This is a genomic window from Xenorhabdus sp. KK7.4 (genome assembly GCF_963876465.1).
GTDB lineage: Bacteria > Pseudomonadota > Gammaproteobacteria > Enterobacterales > Enterobacteriaceae > Xenorhabdus > Xenorhabdus stockiae.
The window spans coordinates 231,857-248,646 of sequence record NZ_CAWNQF010000001.1 but is presented as its reverse complement, the minus strand read 5'-3'; the positions used below and the strand labels follow the sequence as shown (position 1 = coordinate 248,646).

Below are 16,790 nucleotides of genomic sequence, written 5' to 3'. Positions count from 1 at the left end.
CCCCGGTCACATAGTTATCTATGCTCCCGGGGATTCATTCCCTTGCCGCCGTGAAGCAACTCGAAATCCATAAGGTATAAGTAATTCATAAAAAGAAATTCCAGAAAAAAAGGGCGCTTTAACAGCACCCTTTTTCATCATTAAAGTATCTGAAATAAGCAATTAGCGTTTATAAATAAACTCAATGCCTTCTTCATCTTCTTCGTCCCAGTCGTCATCCAGATCATCTTCCTCAGATACCTGTTGCAACTGTTCCTTATGATAGTCATCCCACATGAATTCAACTTTTTCCGGCTGAGTGCCTTCTTCAGCATTCATCTGGCGAGGCTGAACTTTAATGAATTCCATGATATCCCAGCAGAGTTCTTTCACCCCCTGACGATTCACGGCTGAAATCATGTAGTAATCGCCTTCCCAACCCAGTTCATCCGCAATTGCTTTTGCTTTCAGCTTAGCTTCTTCTGGATCAGTCAGATCAACTTTATTGAATACCAGCCAACGTGGTTTTTCAGCCAGTTTCTCACTGTACTTATGCAGCTCGTTGATAATGATACGGGCATTTTCTACTGGATCAGATTCATCGATCGGGCACAGATCAATGAGATGCAACAGAACACGGCAACGCTCCAGATGTTTCAGGAAACGGATACCTAAACCTGCACCTTCTGATGCGCCTTCAATCAGACCCGGAATATCAGCGACTACGAAGCTCTGCTCATTATCCATACGTACAACGCCAAGGCTTGGTACCAGCGTTGTAAATGGATAATCAGCCACTTTAGGTTTGGCTGCTGAAACCGCTCGAATGAAGGTGGATTTACCCGCATTCGGCATACCAAGCATACCGACATCAGCCAGCAGCATCAGTTCCAGCATCAGGTCACGAGTTTCTCCCGGTGTTCCCATTGTTCTTTGACGAGGAGCACGGTTAACCGAGGATTTAAAGCGGGTATTGCCCAGCCCGTGGAAGCCACCTTTGGCAACCATCAGACGTTGCTCATGACGCACCATATCACCCAGAATCTCTCCTGTAGCGATATCGCGGATACGGGTTCCTACCGGAACTTTAATGGTAATATCCTGACCACGTTTGCCGGTGCAATCACGGCTCTGACCGTTTTGCCCACGTTCAGCACGGAAGGATTTTTCAAAACGGTAGTCAATCAGGGTATTAAGGTTTTCATCTGCCAGCAGATAGACGTCACCGCCGTCACCGCCGTCACCGCCGTCCGGCCCACCTTTTGGAATATATTTTTCACGACGGAAGCTGACACAGCCATTGCCACCATCTCCCGCTGCAACCAGTATTCTGGCTTCATCTACAAATTTCATCACTTTTCTCCGTAGGATAGCCACTATAAAGCTGGATGGCAGATCGTACCCAGAGATGGCGTAATCCAAAATATAAAAAGCCCCGCAACACACATTGCAGGGCTTCCGATTCGATCGAAGTTCAAAAAATTTATTCAGCTACGATGCTGATAAATTTACGGTTTTGTGGACCTTTAACTTCGAATTTAACTTTTCCGTCAGCTAATGCGAACAGGGTGTGGTCACGGCCACAACCTACGTTGTTGCCTGCGTGGAATTTAGTACCACGTTGACGAACGATGATGCTGCCTGCTAATACAGACTCACCACCAAAACGTTTTACACCCAGACGTTTACTTTCGGAATCGCGACCGTTACGAGTCGAGCCGCCAGCCTTTTTGTGTGCCATTTATCTGCTCTCCTAATATCTTAAGCGATGCCAGTGATCTTAACTTCAGTGAACCACTGACGGTGGCCCTGCTGCTTACGGCTGTGTTTACGACGACGAAACTTAACAATTTTAATTTTCTCGCCACGACCGTGTGCAACTACTTCAGCTTTAACTTTAACGCCTTCGATTACTGGAGCGCCGATCTGGATATCTTCGCCATTAGCGACCATCAGAACCTGGTCAAACTCAACAGTTTCACCTGTTGCGATGTCCAGCTTTTCCAAGCGAATTGTCTGACCTTCGCTTACTCGGTGTTGTTTACCACCACTTTGGAAAACCGCGTACATATAAACTCCGCTTTCCGCGCACCCCCTAAAATTCTTTCCAGAGCGCGCTATAAAATATTCACAATAGGGCGCGAATTCTACGCAAAAACCGTTTGGAAGACAAGAGCAGAATTAGAACAGATGAGAAAAAAGCGGAGTTTTTCGATTGTCATTTATTTGAACGGTTTTTCAAGTACAATCAATAAAACGTGATATCTATTGATATACTAATTAATGAGCACAGCTCTGAATCAGAGTCCGAAGCCAAAACATGAACTTAGAATCGATAATTAAACTTACAGCTGATGATATGGCAGCGGTTAATGAAACCATTCTTAACCAATTAAATTCTGATGTTGCGCTTATCAACCAGCTTGGCTATTACATTATTAGTGGCGGTGGCAAACGCATTCGCCCAATGATTGCCGTGCTGGTCGCTAAGGCACTGGGTCATGAGGGAGAGAAACATATCAAAGTTGCTGCCCTGATAGAATTTATTCACACAGCAACCCTGCTTCATGATGATGTCGTAGATGAATCCGATATGCGTCGCGGTCGGGCAACAGCTAATGCCATGTATGGCAATGCAGCCAGCGTACTGGTCGGTGATTTTATCTATACCCGTTCGTTTCAAATGATGACTGACCTCAACTCAATGCGCGTGCTGAAACTGATGTCCGATGCCACGAATGTCATTGCAGAAGGCGAAGTGATGCAGTTGATGAATTGTAATGATCCGGATATTTCAGAAGATGATTACATGCGCGTCATTTACAGCAAAACGGCGCGCCTGTTTGAAGTGGCATCACATTCTTCCGCCATTCTGTCCAATGCAACCCCGGATCAGGAAGCAGCACTACGCGATTATGGTCGCTATCTTGGTACTGCATTCCAGTTGATCGATGATCTTTTAGATTACGATTCCGATGATAATACGCTCGGAAAAAATACTGGGGATGATCTGAATGAAGGTAAGCCGACTCTTCCGCTCTTACATGCGATGAATCACGGAACTCCTGAGCAATCAGCATTGATCCGCGAGGCGATTGAAAAAGGTAATGGCCGCCATTTGTTGGATACTGTGCTTACAACGATGAAACAGTGTGGTTCACTCAATTACACCCGCCAACGGGCCGAGGAAGAAGCTGATAAGGCAATTTCAGCGTTACAAGTACTTGATGAGTCTCCATACAAAGCGGCCCTTGTGGGACTTGCCCATATCGCTGTACAGCGACTTTCCTGAGCTTATGCAATCAGTATCTCAGACTGTTCAGTCTGAGATACTGCCTTTGTTTTCAACCTCTTGAATTCCTGTGTATTGTACAAGGCTGGCTAGTCCTTTGCGTAAAATGAACTTAACCATGCGCTCCCTTTCGGGCTTGGTCAGTTGATAATAAGCTTCCACCCAAATCATAAACGGATCTTGCCGTTTGTTCCGGTAGTACTCAACCGAGCTTTCACTCACGGCCAGTACATTCAGAACATCTTCAGGCAGGCTGTTGACATGATATTCGAGCGCTTTTCCCTGCACCCCACGCTTACGACGCTGTTCCCAACCTTCACGTCTTGCCATCAGGTTTACCCCTTGAGGGGATGATGGCAGACCAGCGAGGCCAATGAGCTCCTTTGCAGAATACCATTCTTTTTTCATCTCTCTCTCCTCGCTTATTACCGGAGCAGTAAAGAGAAAACCAAATCTTATACCCTTTGTTTTTCAATTTGGCTTTTCAAAAGCTGGCTCAGGTAGCTAGAATTTTTTCCAAAAAACTTCTTATACCATCTCTTAGTATCACTTCTGTAATTACCTCCTTTTCTTCATCCGTGAGTAAATTAAATGCACTTACCCAAATAGACAGAGGGTCTTGTTTCTGAACCTGATATTCAGGCGATATTTCATTAAGTTCCAGAGCCGATAAAGTTGATTCAGGAAAACAAGAATAGTGATATTCAATTGCCCTACCCTGAACACCCGCTCGTTTTTGTCTCATCCATTCTTCACGTTTCGCTCTGGCATTCACTCCTTGTGGTGATCTAGGTAACTCACCTACACCGGTCAACTCCATTGCCGTATACCACTCTTTTTTCATAATGTTTCTCTATTTTTGTAACCAAGTTCAAAAAAGAAGTTATTAAGAAAAAATAAGAAATATTTTTAGAAAAAATAATGTTATTTTATTTTCTTAATAACAGATCCATGTTCGTTATTAATTTCACTCTAACGCTTTAGTTATACCACTAATGTGGCTCTAAATTTAATAGGAAAGGATTAAAAAAATGATTTCTATGAAATCGGATTGGCATCCTGCTGATATTATTGCTGCTTTACGTAAACGTGGAACAACTCTGGCCGCTGTTTCCCGTGAATCAGGATTAAGCTCATCAACTTTGGCGAATACTCTTTCTCGCCCATGGCCCAAGGGAGAATGGATAATAGCAAATTATTTAGGTATTCATCCGTCTGAAATATGGCCCAGCCGTTATTTCGATCCCCATACCGGGGAATTATTAGAAAGGAAAGTCAGAGAGAAAAAAGAATAATTAGCTATCAATATAATTATTGAAAAGAAAAACCGCTAACTGTATTTAAGTTAGCGGTTTTAGTTATCTAATATATTTAAGTTAATTCGTATATTAATAAATTAAGAATTAATTGAATTAACCATTAATAAATTTTTCGCCTAATTCAATATCTTTTTTCAGAACGTCTAACATATTATTCAGGGCGTTTTGTTCAAACTCACTCAGCTGACCAATATCTAAACGTTCTTCAATACCATTTTTACCTAAGCGAATAGGTTGTGCGAAGAAGCGAGCGTGTTTGCCATCACCTTCTACATAGCTGCATTCGATAACATTGCTGTCACCCTGCAGAGCACGGATCAGGGAAAGACCGAAACGGGCAGCTGCTTGTCCCATAGACAGAGTCGCAGATCCGCCACCCGCTTTTGCTTCAACAACTTCAGTACCGGCATTCTGGATACGTTTTGTCAGAGCTTCAACTTCTTCAGCAGTGAAGCTAACACCAGGGATCTGAGACAGTAATGGCAGAATAGTTACCCCAGAGTGACCACCGATAACAGGAACTTCCAGCTCTTCTGGTTTTTTGCCTTTCAGTTCAGCAATGAAGGTATTAGAGCGGATAATATCCAGCGTTGTTATACCAAACAGACGGTTTTTATCGTACACACCCTCTTTTTTCAGCACTTCAGCAGCGATTGCTACAGTCGTGTTCACAGGGTTAGTAATAATTCCGATCAATGCTTTCGGGCATGTTTTAGCAATCTGCTGAACCAGATTACGGATAATGCCTGCATTAATGTTAAATAGATCTGAGCGATCCATACCAGGTTTACGCGCTACACCAGCAGAAATCAATACAACATCTGCGCCTGCCAATGCTGGAGTTGCATCTTCACCCGCAAAACCAGTGACCTTAACTGCTGTCGGGATATGGCTCAGATCGGCAGCAACGCCTGGGGTTACCGGGGCAATGTCATACAAAGAAAGTTCTGAACCTGAAGGAAGCTGGGTCTTGAGTAGAAGGGCAAGTGCCTGACCAATACCACCGGCTGCACCGAGAACTGCAACTTTCATCCTGATACTCCTTTAAAAATTAAGTGCTGTAATAAACTGAAATCTGTCTGGTTAAGAGGCTCAATTTACCATATTCAATACAGGTATGGGATAAGCCTTCTGCCTTACTCATCACTACGTATTAAAAACAATCTGTTAACAGCCAGATTATCTACCGAATAGCCTGAGGATGGAACACCAAAGTTCTTTATTTTAGACAAAATGCTTATCTGTTAATGAGATAACGGACACTTTTTTAGGAATTATTCTTGCTATCTTATGAATTAATGAGTTAATTAATCTGTTCTTCTCTTTTACTGCTAGTGATTCCATTTTATTAACAATACATTTACCTTGTTCAATCATGTAATTATGCATCCTGTCACGGTCTTTCCGTCCCTTCCTTGCATAAAAATTCACTCTTTTGCATAATATTGACTTCATAACGGATTTAACGATGGTGAAATATGCGAATTCCTTCGAAACAGGAAGATTTGGTAAAAGCTTTCAAAGCATTACTAAAAGAAGAAAAATTCAGCTCTCAGGGCGAGATTGTTGTAGCACTTCAGGAAGAAGGCTTTGAAAACATTAACCAGTCTAAAGTTTCCAGAATGCTGACAAAATTTGGTGCAGTCAGAACCCGCAATGCAAAAATGGAAATGGTCTACTGTCTGCCAGCTGAATTAGGTGTTCCTACTGCCACCAGCCCATTAAAAAATCTGGTATTGGATGTCGATTATAATCATTCAGTCGTGGTTATTCGCACTAGCCCCGGCGCAGCACAATTAATTGCACGCTTACTGGATTCATTAGGTAAAGCTGAAGGGATCCTTGGCAGCATCGCAGGGGATGATACGGTTTTTTCTACCCCGACAAAGGCCGTTACAACGGCACAGCTCTATGAAGCTATACTCAATTTGTTTGATCAAGAACTGTAAATTAATGATAGGTTAAACGCTACTTAGCCACACAGAGGATCGCCCGATCATTGCGATCCTCTCACATGAACAATCAGGCCGCCTGATCCTTTTTGTTCAACGCCGCCAGTAATTTCTCATGAATACCACCAAAACCACCGTTGCTCATAATCAATATATGATCACCGGGCTGTGCTGATTCAACGATCATCCGTACCAACGCATCAATATCAGAACACCAACGGGCGGGTTGAATACACTGTTCGGCTATCTCAGCAACTTGCCACGGAATATTACCGGGCTGAAACAGAAATACTTCATCTGCACGGCCCAGAGAAGGAGCTATCTCATTTTTGCTCATGCCGAGCTTCATCGTATTTGAGCGAGGTTCCAGAACAGCAAGGATACGAGCCATGCCCCCTGCCTTACTTCTCAACGCTTCCAGCGTTGCCAGAATGGCTGTTGGGTGATGAGCAAAATCATCGTAAATCGAGATGCCATTGACCTCACCGACTAACTCCAGACGGCGACGGGCATTAATAAAGTCGCCCAATACCTGACAAGCGTCCGCAGGTTGCACTCCAACATGGTAAGCTGCTGCAATGGCCATCAAGCCATTATGCATATTATGTTCACCCACTAATGACCAGCTAACTTCACCGACCAACTCACCATGATGGAACACCTGATAAGTACTGCTGTCCTGAGTCGTTTTTTTGGCCTGCCAGCTCCCTGTTTCACCGGTATATTCCAGTTCACTCCAACATCCCATGCCGATAACCTGTTTCAGATTAATGTCATGGTCGGGGGCCAGGATCTTACCGGTTCCCGGCACAACTCTGACAAGGTGATGGAATTGTTTTTGAATCGCAGCCAAATTTTCGAAAATATCAGCATGATCGAATTCAAGATTGTTCATAACGAGCGTGCGGGGGCTGTAGTGAACGAATTTTGAACGCTTGTCAAAAAAAGCGCAATCATACTCATCCGCTTCAATCACGAAAAACGGGCTTTCACCCAGTTGTGCTGAAACTTCAAAATTACCCGGTACGCCACCGATCAAAAATCCCGGTTTATAACCACAGGCTTCCAGAATCCATGCCAGCATTCCGGCTGTTGTCGTTTTGCCATGTGTTCCTGCAACCGCCAGAACCCAACGCTCCGGCAAAACGTGATCATGCAGCCACTGCGGGCCTGATGTATAAGGAATACCACGATCCAAAACCGCCTCAACACAAGGATTGCCCCGTGTCATGGCATTACCGATGATCACCATATCTGGTACAGGATTGAGTTGTGAAGGATCGTATCCCTGGATCAGTTCAATACCCTGATTTTCCAACAGAGTACTCATAGGAGGATACACATTGGCGTCAGAGCCGGTCACTTCGTGGCCTAACGAGCGAGCGAGGATGGCCAGCCCTCCCATGAAAGTTCCGCAAATGCCAAGAATATGAATACGCATTTATTTCTATCCGATATCATGAAGTGTATCACTATTCTAACCATCAAATCATAGATTAGAAATGCAATGACCTATCAATCATTCTATTCTTTAGCTAAACTGCCCGCACTTAAGTGCAACACTCATGTGATGCACTCTTTTAAAATCATAACCAAATCAGGGCCTTCGTCATGAAAACATTAGGCGAATTCATCGTCGAAAAACAGCACGACTTTCCTCATGCTACAGGTGAATTGACCGCATTACTTTCTGCTATCAAACTGGGTGCCAAGATCATTCATCGGGACATTAATAAAGCAGGTCTGGTGGATATTCTGGGCACTAGCGGTGTTTCAAATGTTCAGGGTGAAGTTCAGATGAAGCTGGACTTGTATGCCAATGAAAAACTCAAGGCAGCACTGAAAGCTCGCGGTGAAGTAGCTGGTATCGCTTCTGAAGAAGAAGACGATATCGTCATCTTTGATGGCGATCGGGCAGAAAATGCAAAATATGTTGTTTTGATGGACCCACTGGATGGTTCTTCGAATATTGATGTAAACGTTTCCGTTGGTACTATTTTCTCCATTTACCACCGAATTACACCGATCGGACAACCGGTTACTGAAGAAGACTTCCTGCAACCGGGCCATCGTCAGGTTGCGGCTGGTTATGTCGTCTACGGCTCATCCACCATGTTGGTTTACACCACTGGCTGTGGTGTTCATACCTTCACTTATGATCCTTCTCTGGGTGTATTCTGCCTGACTCATGAAAAAGTTCAGTTCCCGGCAAAAGGCAATATGTACTCCATTAACGAAGGGAACTACATTAAATTCCCTCAGGGTGTGAAGAAATACATCAAATATTGCCAGGAGCAGGATGAAGAAACTCAGCGTCCTTACACTACCCGCTATGTCGGTTCACTCGTTGCTGACTTCCATCGCAACCTGCTGAAAGGCGGTATTTACATTTACCCAAGTACAGCCAGCCATCCGACCGGTAAATTACGCCTGTTATATGAGTGCAACCCGATTGCATTTCTGGCTGAACAGGCTGGCGGTAAAGCCAGTGACGGTACAAGCCGGATACTGGATATCAAACCAAGCGAGTTGCACCAGCGCGTTCCACTGTTTGTCGGAACCAAATCGATGGTGGAAAAAGCCGAAAGTTTTATGGCTGAATTTCCCGAAGAATAAATCGATTTATTAAATAGTTAATTGAAGAGGCAAAGTTTCGTCTCTTCAATTAATGAATATTATTTATGGTGAATACGTTCATCTAACGTATCAAGAATAAACGCATTAATTGACATCTGGTGCTCCGCAGCCGCTTGGATTAAGCGTTCTCCAAAGGACTCAGGATAGCGCAATGTGAAATTTTTTGTTTTTTCACGCTGTTGATAGGGTTCGATATTAGCGATACGGCAATCCTCCAGATATTCATCCAGTGATAGCCTCCCTTCAGCATGTAACCCAGCTATACTGTCAGCCACAAAATCACAATACCCCGATAACCCTAAAAACTTTCCCCGAAACATCCCAATTTCAGGTACATAACTAATGACAGCCTGATGTTCGGCTATTTCCATAATATTAGTGTGTTGTTTATTCATAATGGCGTGACTCCGATGCTATCCAACCATTCCCGTAAACCGACTACAGCACCTTTATCTGTATCGGGAGATGGGTGAGGACGATGAAAATTGGCGATACTGCCATTTAATATAAATTTACAACGCGAGCCTCGTCCTTCCTTGATCTCTCCACCTAATGCTTTAATAAGAGATTCAATATCTGACCACTTAATCCCAGAAGGAACAGGCATTTTAAATATTTGATCTAACGTGCGTCGCTGCCTCGTTCGGAGCGCTGAAATCTGTTTATCCATAATCTCAATACACTACGACTTCAAATAATGAAGTCATATTAGAGCCACTATAAAAAGAAATCAAATCTCTTTATTTCTCACTCTTGTCTGATTTCTTTCATTTCGTCTTTATAAAGAAATACACCTTTCATAAATTATGGTTCACTCTACGAATCAGAAAAATGGAATTACTTTAGGCCTGTTTTGGCTATAATACCCCGCACTCCATTTTGGTTTGAAATTGAAGGAAACCTTTTATGAGCCTGAACAACGTACCGGCGGGTAAAGAACTGCCAGAAGACATCTACGTTATCATTGAGATCCCGGCAAATGCTGATCCAATTAAATATGAAGTCGACAAAGACTCCGGCGCTCTGTTTGTAGACCGTTTCATGTCAACGGCTATGTTCTATCCGTGCAACTACGGTTACATCAACAACACTCTGTCCCTTGATGGTGACCCGGTTGATGTACTGGTTCCAACTCCATACCCATTGCAGCCAGGCTCCGTTATCCGCTGCCGCCCAGTTGGTATGCTGAAAATGACCGATGAATCCGGTGAAGATGCTAAACTGGTTGCTGTTCCTCATACTAAACTGAGCAAAGAATACGATCACATCAAAGATGTGAACGATCTGCCAGAACTGCTGCGCTCTCAGATTACCCATTTCTTTGAACACTACAAAGATCTGGAAAAAGGCAAGTGGGTAAAAGTTGACGGCTGGGAAAATGTTGAAGCAGCTAAAGCTGAAATCCTGACTTCTTTCGAACGTGCTGCCAAAAAATAATCCTGACGGATAACAGCAAGTTTTGATCGTAAAAAACCTCTGTGTTCTTATAGGCACAGAGGTTTTTTGTTTAGTTATACACTTCGTCTTTCTAGTTGCCTCTTTGTTGGCTGCGTTCGTTCACCCCAGTCACATAGTTATCTATGCTCCCGGGGGTTCTCTCCCTTGCCGCCTCAATGCACCTTGAAATCCATTGTGTATAGTCAATTAGAGTGATCCTAAAAAATACAATACAGATCGTTATTTTTCTTCGTGACGTTTCAGCCAGTCACCACTTTCTATTCGGGTAAGACCCTCGACAGATAACATATATAAATAAATCCATGCGCTGCCGTAGGGGGTTTGGATCAATTCCCTTTGATATTCCTGAGTGTTCTTTTTCAAATCATCCAGTTCAGTCAAAATGGATGATGTAATGCGATAAACTTCACATTCAAGAGTGCCTTCGCCGCGGACTACCGCGGGATAATGCCCCAGGTCATAAATTTCATACCCCTCAAGCCGATGCTCTCCTAAAAGTTGGGCATAGGTCATCCAGTGGTGATTGCCTTGTTTGCGCCTCAGGCTACCATAAACAATAACTCGCATCGTTAAAACTCAAACTCATAGAGCAGATCTAAAGCCTGATCAATACCAGATACCGCTTCCAGATACAATCTTGGCATCACCCGGTAACGTAGGGTCAGAGTTGCCAGTGAGTCAAAAATACCAACGCCATATTTCACCTGTAAGTCGTTGGTAATCTTACCACTCACAACAACCTGCGATTTATCGCCAATTCCCTGTGTATCCAGCGCCAGATCAGAGACACCAAAGGTTTCACCTATTTTGCCTACTAATTTACCGCTCTGGGCAACGCCGAGGCCGATCAACATAGAAGTCATCTGGGAGTTGTCAGAGCCTCCCTTTTCTAAGCCTTCACCACGCAACAAGTAAGAAAGTGCTTCCTGTTGCGATTTCACCGGCTCAGAGAAAATTTCAATTTTAGGCTTATCTGCCAGCCCCATCACCCTCACACCAGCGATGACATTATTCGCTGTCGATTCAGGATTGCGGATTGCTTCAATATTCAACAGTGGTTGATCCGGTGGGCCAGAGAACATAATCAGCCCCTTGCGCACCTGTAAATCCTGCCCATAAGCACGAAATTGACCATCCGGAATATCAATTTGACCATTCAGCGCCAGACCTTGTTGATCCTGAATAACTTTCAGATCTCCTTTCAACTGGGCATTCAAGCCAAATGCATTCAAGCGAACATCATTACCTATGTGAATATTTAAGTCACTTTGAATCAAAATGGAAGACTTTTTCTTTTCTATCGGCTGAAGATTTTTATCCAACATTACTTCGTCAGAAGAAATACCTACGGCAGATTCAGGTAACTCCTGAACCGTAATCCGGGCCCATGGGATACCCACATTACCATTGAGTTTCAGTAAATGAGGTGTTGCCTCAAAAACCAAATCAGGACTTACATCTATTTTAACCATAGGTGGCACAGTAACCCGCAGTTTATCCCCATAGGCAGTGACTCTGGCAGACCAGGCATTTAAATTACGCCAGTCTGCATTCCCGTGGAGATTAAGCTGTCCCTGAGGTGTTTTAATGATCCCTTCCAAATCAGAACGAACACCATCAAAATAAACGGATAACTGACTCTGGTTAATATCAAATGGCAACCAGTGGCTATTAACCTGAAAAACATCTGCCTTCAGAAAACCATATAACAATGGATTCTTGGCACTCCCACCAAGATTCAAGTTTGCATTCAAAGTTCCGTCAGCTTTTTCACCTTTATCCAAAATGGGCTTAATCAGATTAAGAGAAAGAAAACGGGCATCGACATTACCAGATAATTTACGCCGTCCATCCAGATCATCTATCTGAACATGACCATCTAATTGACCATTACCGACCAGTTTAAACAACCACGATAAATCAACCTTTCCGTTTTTCAGGCCTGCATTCAGAGTCAGCCTTTCGAAATCAACGGGTAATGTAGAACCTTCCACAACCTGCCGAAGCTGAACGCCATCACCTTCAAGCGCCATTTTTACCTGTGGTAATTGATGCCCTTCCGTCCATTTAACATTAGCATTACCACTGAATATCCCTTTTAGCTGAGTTGTCTTATCCAGATATGGCTGGATCATGGCAAGATCAAAACGCTCCAGTACGATATCAGCCTGCCCGCTGCTACCTGCTTCTATCGGTTTCGGGATACAGAGCTGAGCATTCGGGTTCAGCCAACAATGAGTACCAACGATCACTTTCTGCTGTAAATTTTGGTAATCAAACGTCACTGCTTTACTTAAACGCCACTCGCCAACAGGCGTATCAAAATAGGTATTATTGATATTACCTTTCCAGCGTTCCTGTTTGCGGTCAAAACTGCCATTCAGAGCCAAACGGCCTGATACAGGGCTGCCATCCACCCGTAATTGCAGTTCGTGCTGTCTTTCTGTACCCTTGGCGTTAAGCTCCAGATTATTGATAGCCAAATCGGCCTGTTTCAGCTGCTGAATGATGACTGATAACCGGCCTTCAATTTGATCCGTTGACCGTAAATCCCCTTTAATAACCGCGCTATCTACCGATAAATCATTCTGCCAGCGCACACCACGCGCGTTTAAGTCTGCAACGACCTGAGGTGCTTTGAGGTTGCCACGTAGTTTCAAATCCCCCATAACCACACCAGACAGCCCCGGCAACAGGCCATTTAGTTGTGGCGCATGAATATCTCCATCCAACTCCCATTTTTCATCAGTAAGACGGCCTTTAACATCCAGCGTATTACGACCAAATATGACGTTAAATTGGGGGATATCCCATTGCCCCGCTGCATTACCGGAAACTTTGCCATGCATTTTGATACTGTTCTGCTTTACATGACCATCAAGGGCTATTTCAGGAAGCTGAAGCTGCCAGCTCCCGCCATATAAGCTACCCCGAACCGCTACCTTGCCATCTATTCTGGCAGGCCATTCCGGCCACTGTTTTTCAGTGTCAATACCATGCAGGTGCAACTGAGCATTCCAGCTAATGGCTTTACTCCAGTCAACCACACCTGTGAGCTCGGCATTACCCTGTAATGCCGACAGGCGCAAACGAGTGAGCCGGAGCAACTCCTCATTTCCCTTCGCATCCAGAACCAATAATGCCGGAGGAAGTTCATTCCCTTTAATATCAGAGCGTAGGGAAAGGTCATAATCACTGGCTTTACCATTCAGGTGTAACCTGACATCATTCAGTTGATATTCCGCTTTTTCCGTTAATGGCCACTGTAGATGATGACTTACCAGTGTCAGGCGCATAGGTAGATTTGCTTTAGCTAATTCCGTCTGAACATTCAGGTCCGCATCCACGGGCCCTGCAAGCTTTAATGCCAGATTAAGTTGCTGTAGCAAAGCACCATTCAGTTTTGCCTGAAAATGCTGCCCTTTTACGGGTTCCAGCGTAGTACTACCCTTAACTGACAATTTAACCGGCCACTGTTCAGCAAGTTTTGCCGTTCCCTGTATTACCAGAGAACCTTCCGGCGCACTCACGCTAAAGTTTTTGATATCTACATCCTGCCCCTGATTACTGGCTTTCAGCTCCACATCATTGATGGTGATATCAGTATCTCCCGCCAAACGAAGCTGGCGACCGTGAATATTTTCTACCGTGATATCAAGAGGAATAGGAATCGCAGGTAAGTCTGCCAAAAGTGGCTTGGCAAACAGCGTCTTTAAAACTTCACCCAATGATTGTTCAGATTCAGTTTTTGACCGGAGTTTTTGTTCAGTAGGTTCACTAGGCTTTTTGGGTAGTGCAACCAAAAGATTACTGATTTGTATTGGTTTTAACGTCAGATGCTTTTCCTGCCACTGTGCTCCCGCATTAAATTCACCTAAATCAATCGCGATATCGTCGACTTTGACGTGAATATTCTTCAAGGAAAGGAGATCCAACTCGATAGGATACGGCGTTTTCAATTCAGTTAATGGCTCAGAATCCGGCGATTTTTCTGACGACGGAAGTTCAGCGGTATTAACCAGAACAGAGACGCCTTCCGTTGTCAGGGCATTGGCGCAGATATGACTGCGATGTAAACAGGAAAGCCGTAGTGAGAGGTGAAAATTATCAGCATTAACATCAATACCCGGCATCTTATATTTAATGCCTTTCAGTGTTAAATCGCGCCAGCCGCCACTGACATTTGCTATCTCCAGCCCTGGAACCAAACGCGTTGCACTGTTGATCATAAAATGCAGGCCGGTTTGTGTTGTCACTAATCCCACAACCGTGATGAGCAACAGGCCAACAATCAGCAGGAAAGCAATACTAACTCTTTTTACCCACCTCATAGTTCAGCCCCTAAACCAATGTAAAACTGAACCTCATGATTATTTTTGTCCCCTACAGGAGAAGCAAGGTCGAACTTAATCGGCCCGACGGGAGAAGCCCAGCGCACGCCAATACCTGCACCGGTTTTGAAGTTACTCCTTTTGATATCATTGACTGCTTCGCCGGTATCCACAAACATAGCTCCCCACCAATTACCATGAACATTGTATTGATACTCCAGCGAGCCAATAACCAGTTTTGATGCACCTGTCAATTTACCATCGCTGTCTTTAGGTGAAATTTTCTGATACTTGTAACCACGAATACTGCGATCACCCCCAGCGAAGAAACGCAAATCAGGTGGCACTCTCTCAAATTGATTGGTTTCTATCCAGCCAAGATCGCCGCGCACAACAAAACGGTGTTTATCACGTAACGTCCTGACCCAGACGTGGTGAGCCTGTAACACCATAAAGTCGACATCTGAATGCCAGGTTGTATCAGAGATATCAATTGAGTAGCGCTGGCTATCCCCCCAGTAAGGCATCGTGCCTCCACGCTGGCGGATTCGGCTGACATTAGCTCCCGGATAAAGCAACGCAGTGGTATTTGTCACATTAGCCTGCGTAAAGTGACTGAGGCTCCAGCGCAGGTTGACACCATACCGCCAGCCGGTGGAGAGATCCCAGTTGCGGGAGAGGTTTAAAGTTGCTGTATCAGAAGTGGTATCGTTAAGTTCTTTACGTTTATAACCGGTTTGCAATTCGTAGTACTGCTCAAGCGGGTTAGCCTTAAGTGGCATTTTATAAGACGCATCAATCACCTGATCACGTCTGGAAACATTGATACTGGTGCTTAAACTATGCCCTCGGGAATTCAGCCACGGCTTTTTCCATTTTACCTGAACACGGGGACCAACATCTGTTGCATATCCTCCACCTAACTCAACATAGTTGGCAGAGCGGGGAACTAATGAAGCATCCAGTGGTAATATTTTATCTTTACTCCCGCGACCCGTTTTAAAATCAGGTACGACAACCGCAGAGTTGAACCAGCCAGTATCTGCCAACCGACGGTTAAGTTCTGCCAGCTCTTCCGAAGAGTAGTAATCACCTTCTTTAAATGGCACCAGATTATTCAGGTAGTTTTCGCGGATTTGTGAACCCTGAAATTTAACAGGGCCAAAACGATAACGTTGCCCGCTATCAAAATCAAAATCCCAGTAAGATATATGCCGTTCTTTAGAGACTTCCAGCTCACTTTTTTTCATTTCGGCATCAAAATACCCTTTCCTGAGAGCAAGATTATTCAGCGCATTCTTAAAACTTTCATATTCACCATGATTCAGGATCGTCCCATCTTTCGGCATATTTTTTTTAATCATTGTCGCATAATCAGGATCGGTTCTGGCTCCACCTTCCAAATCAACCTTAACACCGGCAATCCGAACCGGTTCTCCTAAAGTGACTTTTGCTGTTAAAACCGGGCGGGAAGGAGGCGTATTTTCCTGATAAGTGAACTCAATTGTAGGCTCATAATATCCCAGTGGTCTGAGTCCTTTTCGTATCGCTTTCTCGACACGGGCACGAAAACGTCCATCGGGAGAAACTTCATCAGTACTAATGTTTGAGAGCTGCACTCTGGCATTTTTTTCCAGTTCGCCAGAAAGTCCTTCCACTTTCAATCGTAAATTTGCACTATAAACCGATGGAGTTGCGATAGACACACAAAGTACAAATATGAAAGAGTATCGTGACACGCTAACTCCTAATACATTTATTTAGGGGTAATATTCAGCAGTATAAAAATTCTGCCATAAATTAATTTTGGTAAAGCTTTATA

17 protein-coding genes are annotated in these 16,790 nt (G+C 44.1%); 5 read left to right on the top strand and 12 right to left on the bottom strand.

Features of this window, described 5'->3' with window-relative positions:
• Positions 1-162: 162 nt before the first annotated feature.
• The 3 genes from cgtA to rplU form a co-directional block, all read right to left on the bottom strand.
• Positions 163-1,332, bottom strand: coding sequence for an Obg family GTPase CgtA (gene cgtA / locus AACS90_RS01130; protein ID WP_099120013.1), 1,170 nt, complete (start codon positions 1,330-1,332; stop codon positions 163-165).
• A gap of 130 nt (positions 1,333-1,462) precedes the next feature.
• Complete coding sequence (gene rpmA / locus AACS90_RS01125; RefSeq protein WP_086955134.1) at positions 1,463-1,720, bottom strand: 50S ribosomal protein L27; 258 nt, start codon at positions 1,718-1,720, stop codon at positions 1,463-1,465.
• 20 nt (positions 1,721-1,740) lie between these two features.
• A complete protein-coding gene (gene rplU, locus AACS90_RS01120; RefSeq protein ID WP_099120012.1) occupies positions 1,741-2,049 on the bottom strand; it encodes a 50S ribosomal protein L21 in 309 nt (102 codons plus the stop codon).
• Positions 2,050-2,299: 250 nt separating this feature from the next.
• Between rplU and ispB the strand changes: the two genes are divergently transcribed.
• On the top strand, positions 2,300-3,271 hold the full coding sequence (ispB, locus tag AACS90_RS01115) for an octaprenyl diphosphate synthase (protein WP_099120011.1): 972 nt from the start codon (positions 2,300-2,302) through the stop codon (positions 3,269-3,271).
• A 27-nt stretch (positions 3,272-3,298) separates the two neighbouring features.
• On the opposite strand, the gene AACS90_RS01110 is transcribed toward ispB, so the two are convergent.
• Positions 3,299-3,679, bottom strand: a complete 381-nt coding sequence (locus AACS90_RS01110) for a DNA-binding protein (protein ID WP_099109389.1) — start codon at positions 3,677-3,679, stop codon at positions 3,299-3,301.
• Positions 3,680-3,767: 88 nt separating this feature from the next.
• Positions 3,768-4,115: a DNA-binding protein gene (locus tag AACS90_RS01105; protein ID WP_099120010.1), complete on the bottom strand. Its 348-nt coding sequence runs from the start codon at positions 4,113-4,115 to the stop codon at positions 3,768-3,770.
• 187 nt (positions 4,116-4,302) lie between these two features.
• Here AACS90_RS01105 and AACS90_RS01100 point away from each other — a divergent pair, with 187 nt between their 5' ends.
• The gene (locus AACS90_RS01100; protein WP_099120009.1) at positions 4,303-4,566 is read left to right on the top strand and encodes a helix-turn-helix domain-containing protein; all 264 of its coding nucleotides are present in this window, start codon (positions 4,303-4,305) and stop codon (positions 4,564-4,566) included.
• Positions 4,567-4,683: 117 nt separating this feature from the next.
• On the opposite strand, the gene mdh is transcribed toward AACS90_RS01100, so the two are convergent.
• Entirely contained in the window at positions 4,684-5,622 is a 939-nt protein-coding gene (mdh, locus tag AACS90_RS01095) for a malate dehydrogenase (protein WP_099120008.1), read from the bottom strand.
• Between the two features lie 446 nt (positions 5,623-6,068).
• Here mdh and argR point away from each other — a divergent pair, with 446 nt between their 5' ends.
• On the top strand, positions 6,069-6,539 hold the full coding sequence (gene argR / locus AACS90_RS01090) for a transcriptional regulator ArgR (RefSeq protein ID WP_099120006.1): 471 nt from the start codon (positions 6,069-6,071) through the stop codon (positions 6,537-6,539).
• Positions 6,540-6,612: 73 nt separating this feature from the next.
• Here the strand turns inward: argR and mpl are convergent, their stop codons facing one another.
• Positions 6,613-7,983 carry a UDP-N-acetylmuramate:L-alanyl-gamma-D-glutamyl-meso-diaminopimelate ligase gene (gene mpl, locus AACS90_RS01085; RefSeq protein WP_099120005.1) on the bottom strand — a complete coding sequence of 457 codons (1,371 nt, stop codon included), beginning with the start codon at positions 7,981-7,983 and terminating at the stop codon, positions 6,613-6,615.
• Positions 7,984-8,153: 170 nt separating this feature from the next.
• On the opposite strand from mpl, the gene fbp reads away from it, so the two are divergent.
• A complete protein-coding gene (fbp, locus tag AACS90_RS01080; RefSeq protein ID WP_099120004.1) occupies positions 8,154-9,158 on the top strand; it encodes a class 1 fructose-bisphosphatase in 1,005 nt (334 codons plus the stop codon).
• Between the two features lie 59 nt (positions 9,159-9,217).
• Here fbp and AACS90_RS01075 read toward each other — a convergent pair whose 3' ends face one another.
• Both AACS90_RS01075 and AACS90_RS01070 read right to left on the bottom strand, forming a co-directional pair.
• Entirely contained in the window at positions 9,218-9,574 is a 357-nt protein-coding gene (locus AACS90_RS01075; RefSeq protein WP_099120003.1) for a type II toxin-antitoxin system HicB family antitoxin, read from the bottom strand.
• Positions 9,571-9,849 carry a type II toxin-antitoxin system HicA family toxin gene (locus AACS90_RS01070; protein WP_099120002.1) on the bottom strand — a complete coding sequence of 93 codons (279 nt, stop codon included), beginning with the start codon at positions 9,847-9,849 and terminating at the stop codon, positions 9,571-9,573. Before AACS90_RS01070 ends, AACS90_RS01075 begins: the two co-directional genes overlap by 4 nt.
• Before the next feature lie 236 nt (positions 9,850-10,085).
• Here AACS90_RS01070 and ppa point away from each other — a divergent pair, with 236 nt between their 5' ends.
• The gene (gene ppa, locus AACS90_RS01065; RefSeq protein WP_099109382.1) at positions 10,086-10,616 is read left to right on the top strand and encodes an inorganic diphosphatase; all 531 of its coding nucleotides are present in this window, start codon (positions 10,086-10,088) and stop codon (positions 10,614-10,616) included.
• Positions 10,617-10,856: 240 nt separating this feature from the next.
• On the opposite strand, the gene AACS90_RS01060 is transcribed toward ppa, so the two are convergent.
• Genes AACS90_RS01060 through tamA form a run of 3 tightly spaced genes read right to left on the bottom strand, consistent with a single transcriptional unit; the run spans position 10,857 to position 16,707 of the window.
• Positions 10,857-11,204, bottom strand: coding sequence for a gamma-glutamylcyclotransferase family protein (locus tag AACS90_RS01060; RefSeq protein ID WP_099120001.1), 348 nt, complete (start codon positions 11,202-11,204; stop codon positions 10,857-10,859).
• A gap of 2 nt (positions 11,205-11,206) precedes the next feature.
• Complete coding sequence (gene tamB, locus AACS90_RS01055) at positions 11,207-14,968, bottom strand: autotransporter assembly complex protein TamB (protein WP_099120000.1); 3,762 nt, start codon at positions 14,966-14,968, stop codon at positions 11,207-11,209.
• On the bottom strand, positions 14,965-16,707 hold the full coding sequence (tamA, locus tag AACS90_RS01050) for an autotransporter assembly complex protein TamA (protein WP_099119999.1): 1,743 nt from the start codon (positions 16,705-16,707) through the stop codon (positions 14,965-14,967). The genes tamB and tamA overlap by 4 nt, the downstream gene beginning before the upstream one ends.
• Positions 16,708-16,790: the final 83 nt, after the last annotated feature.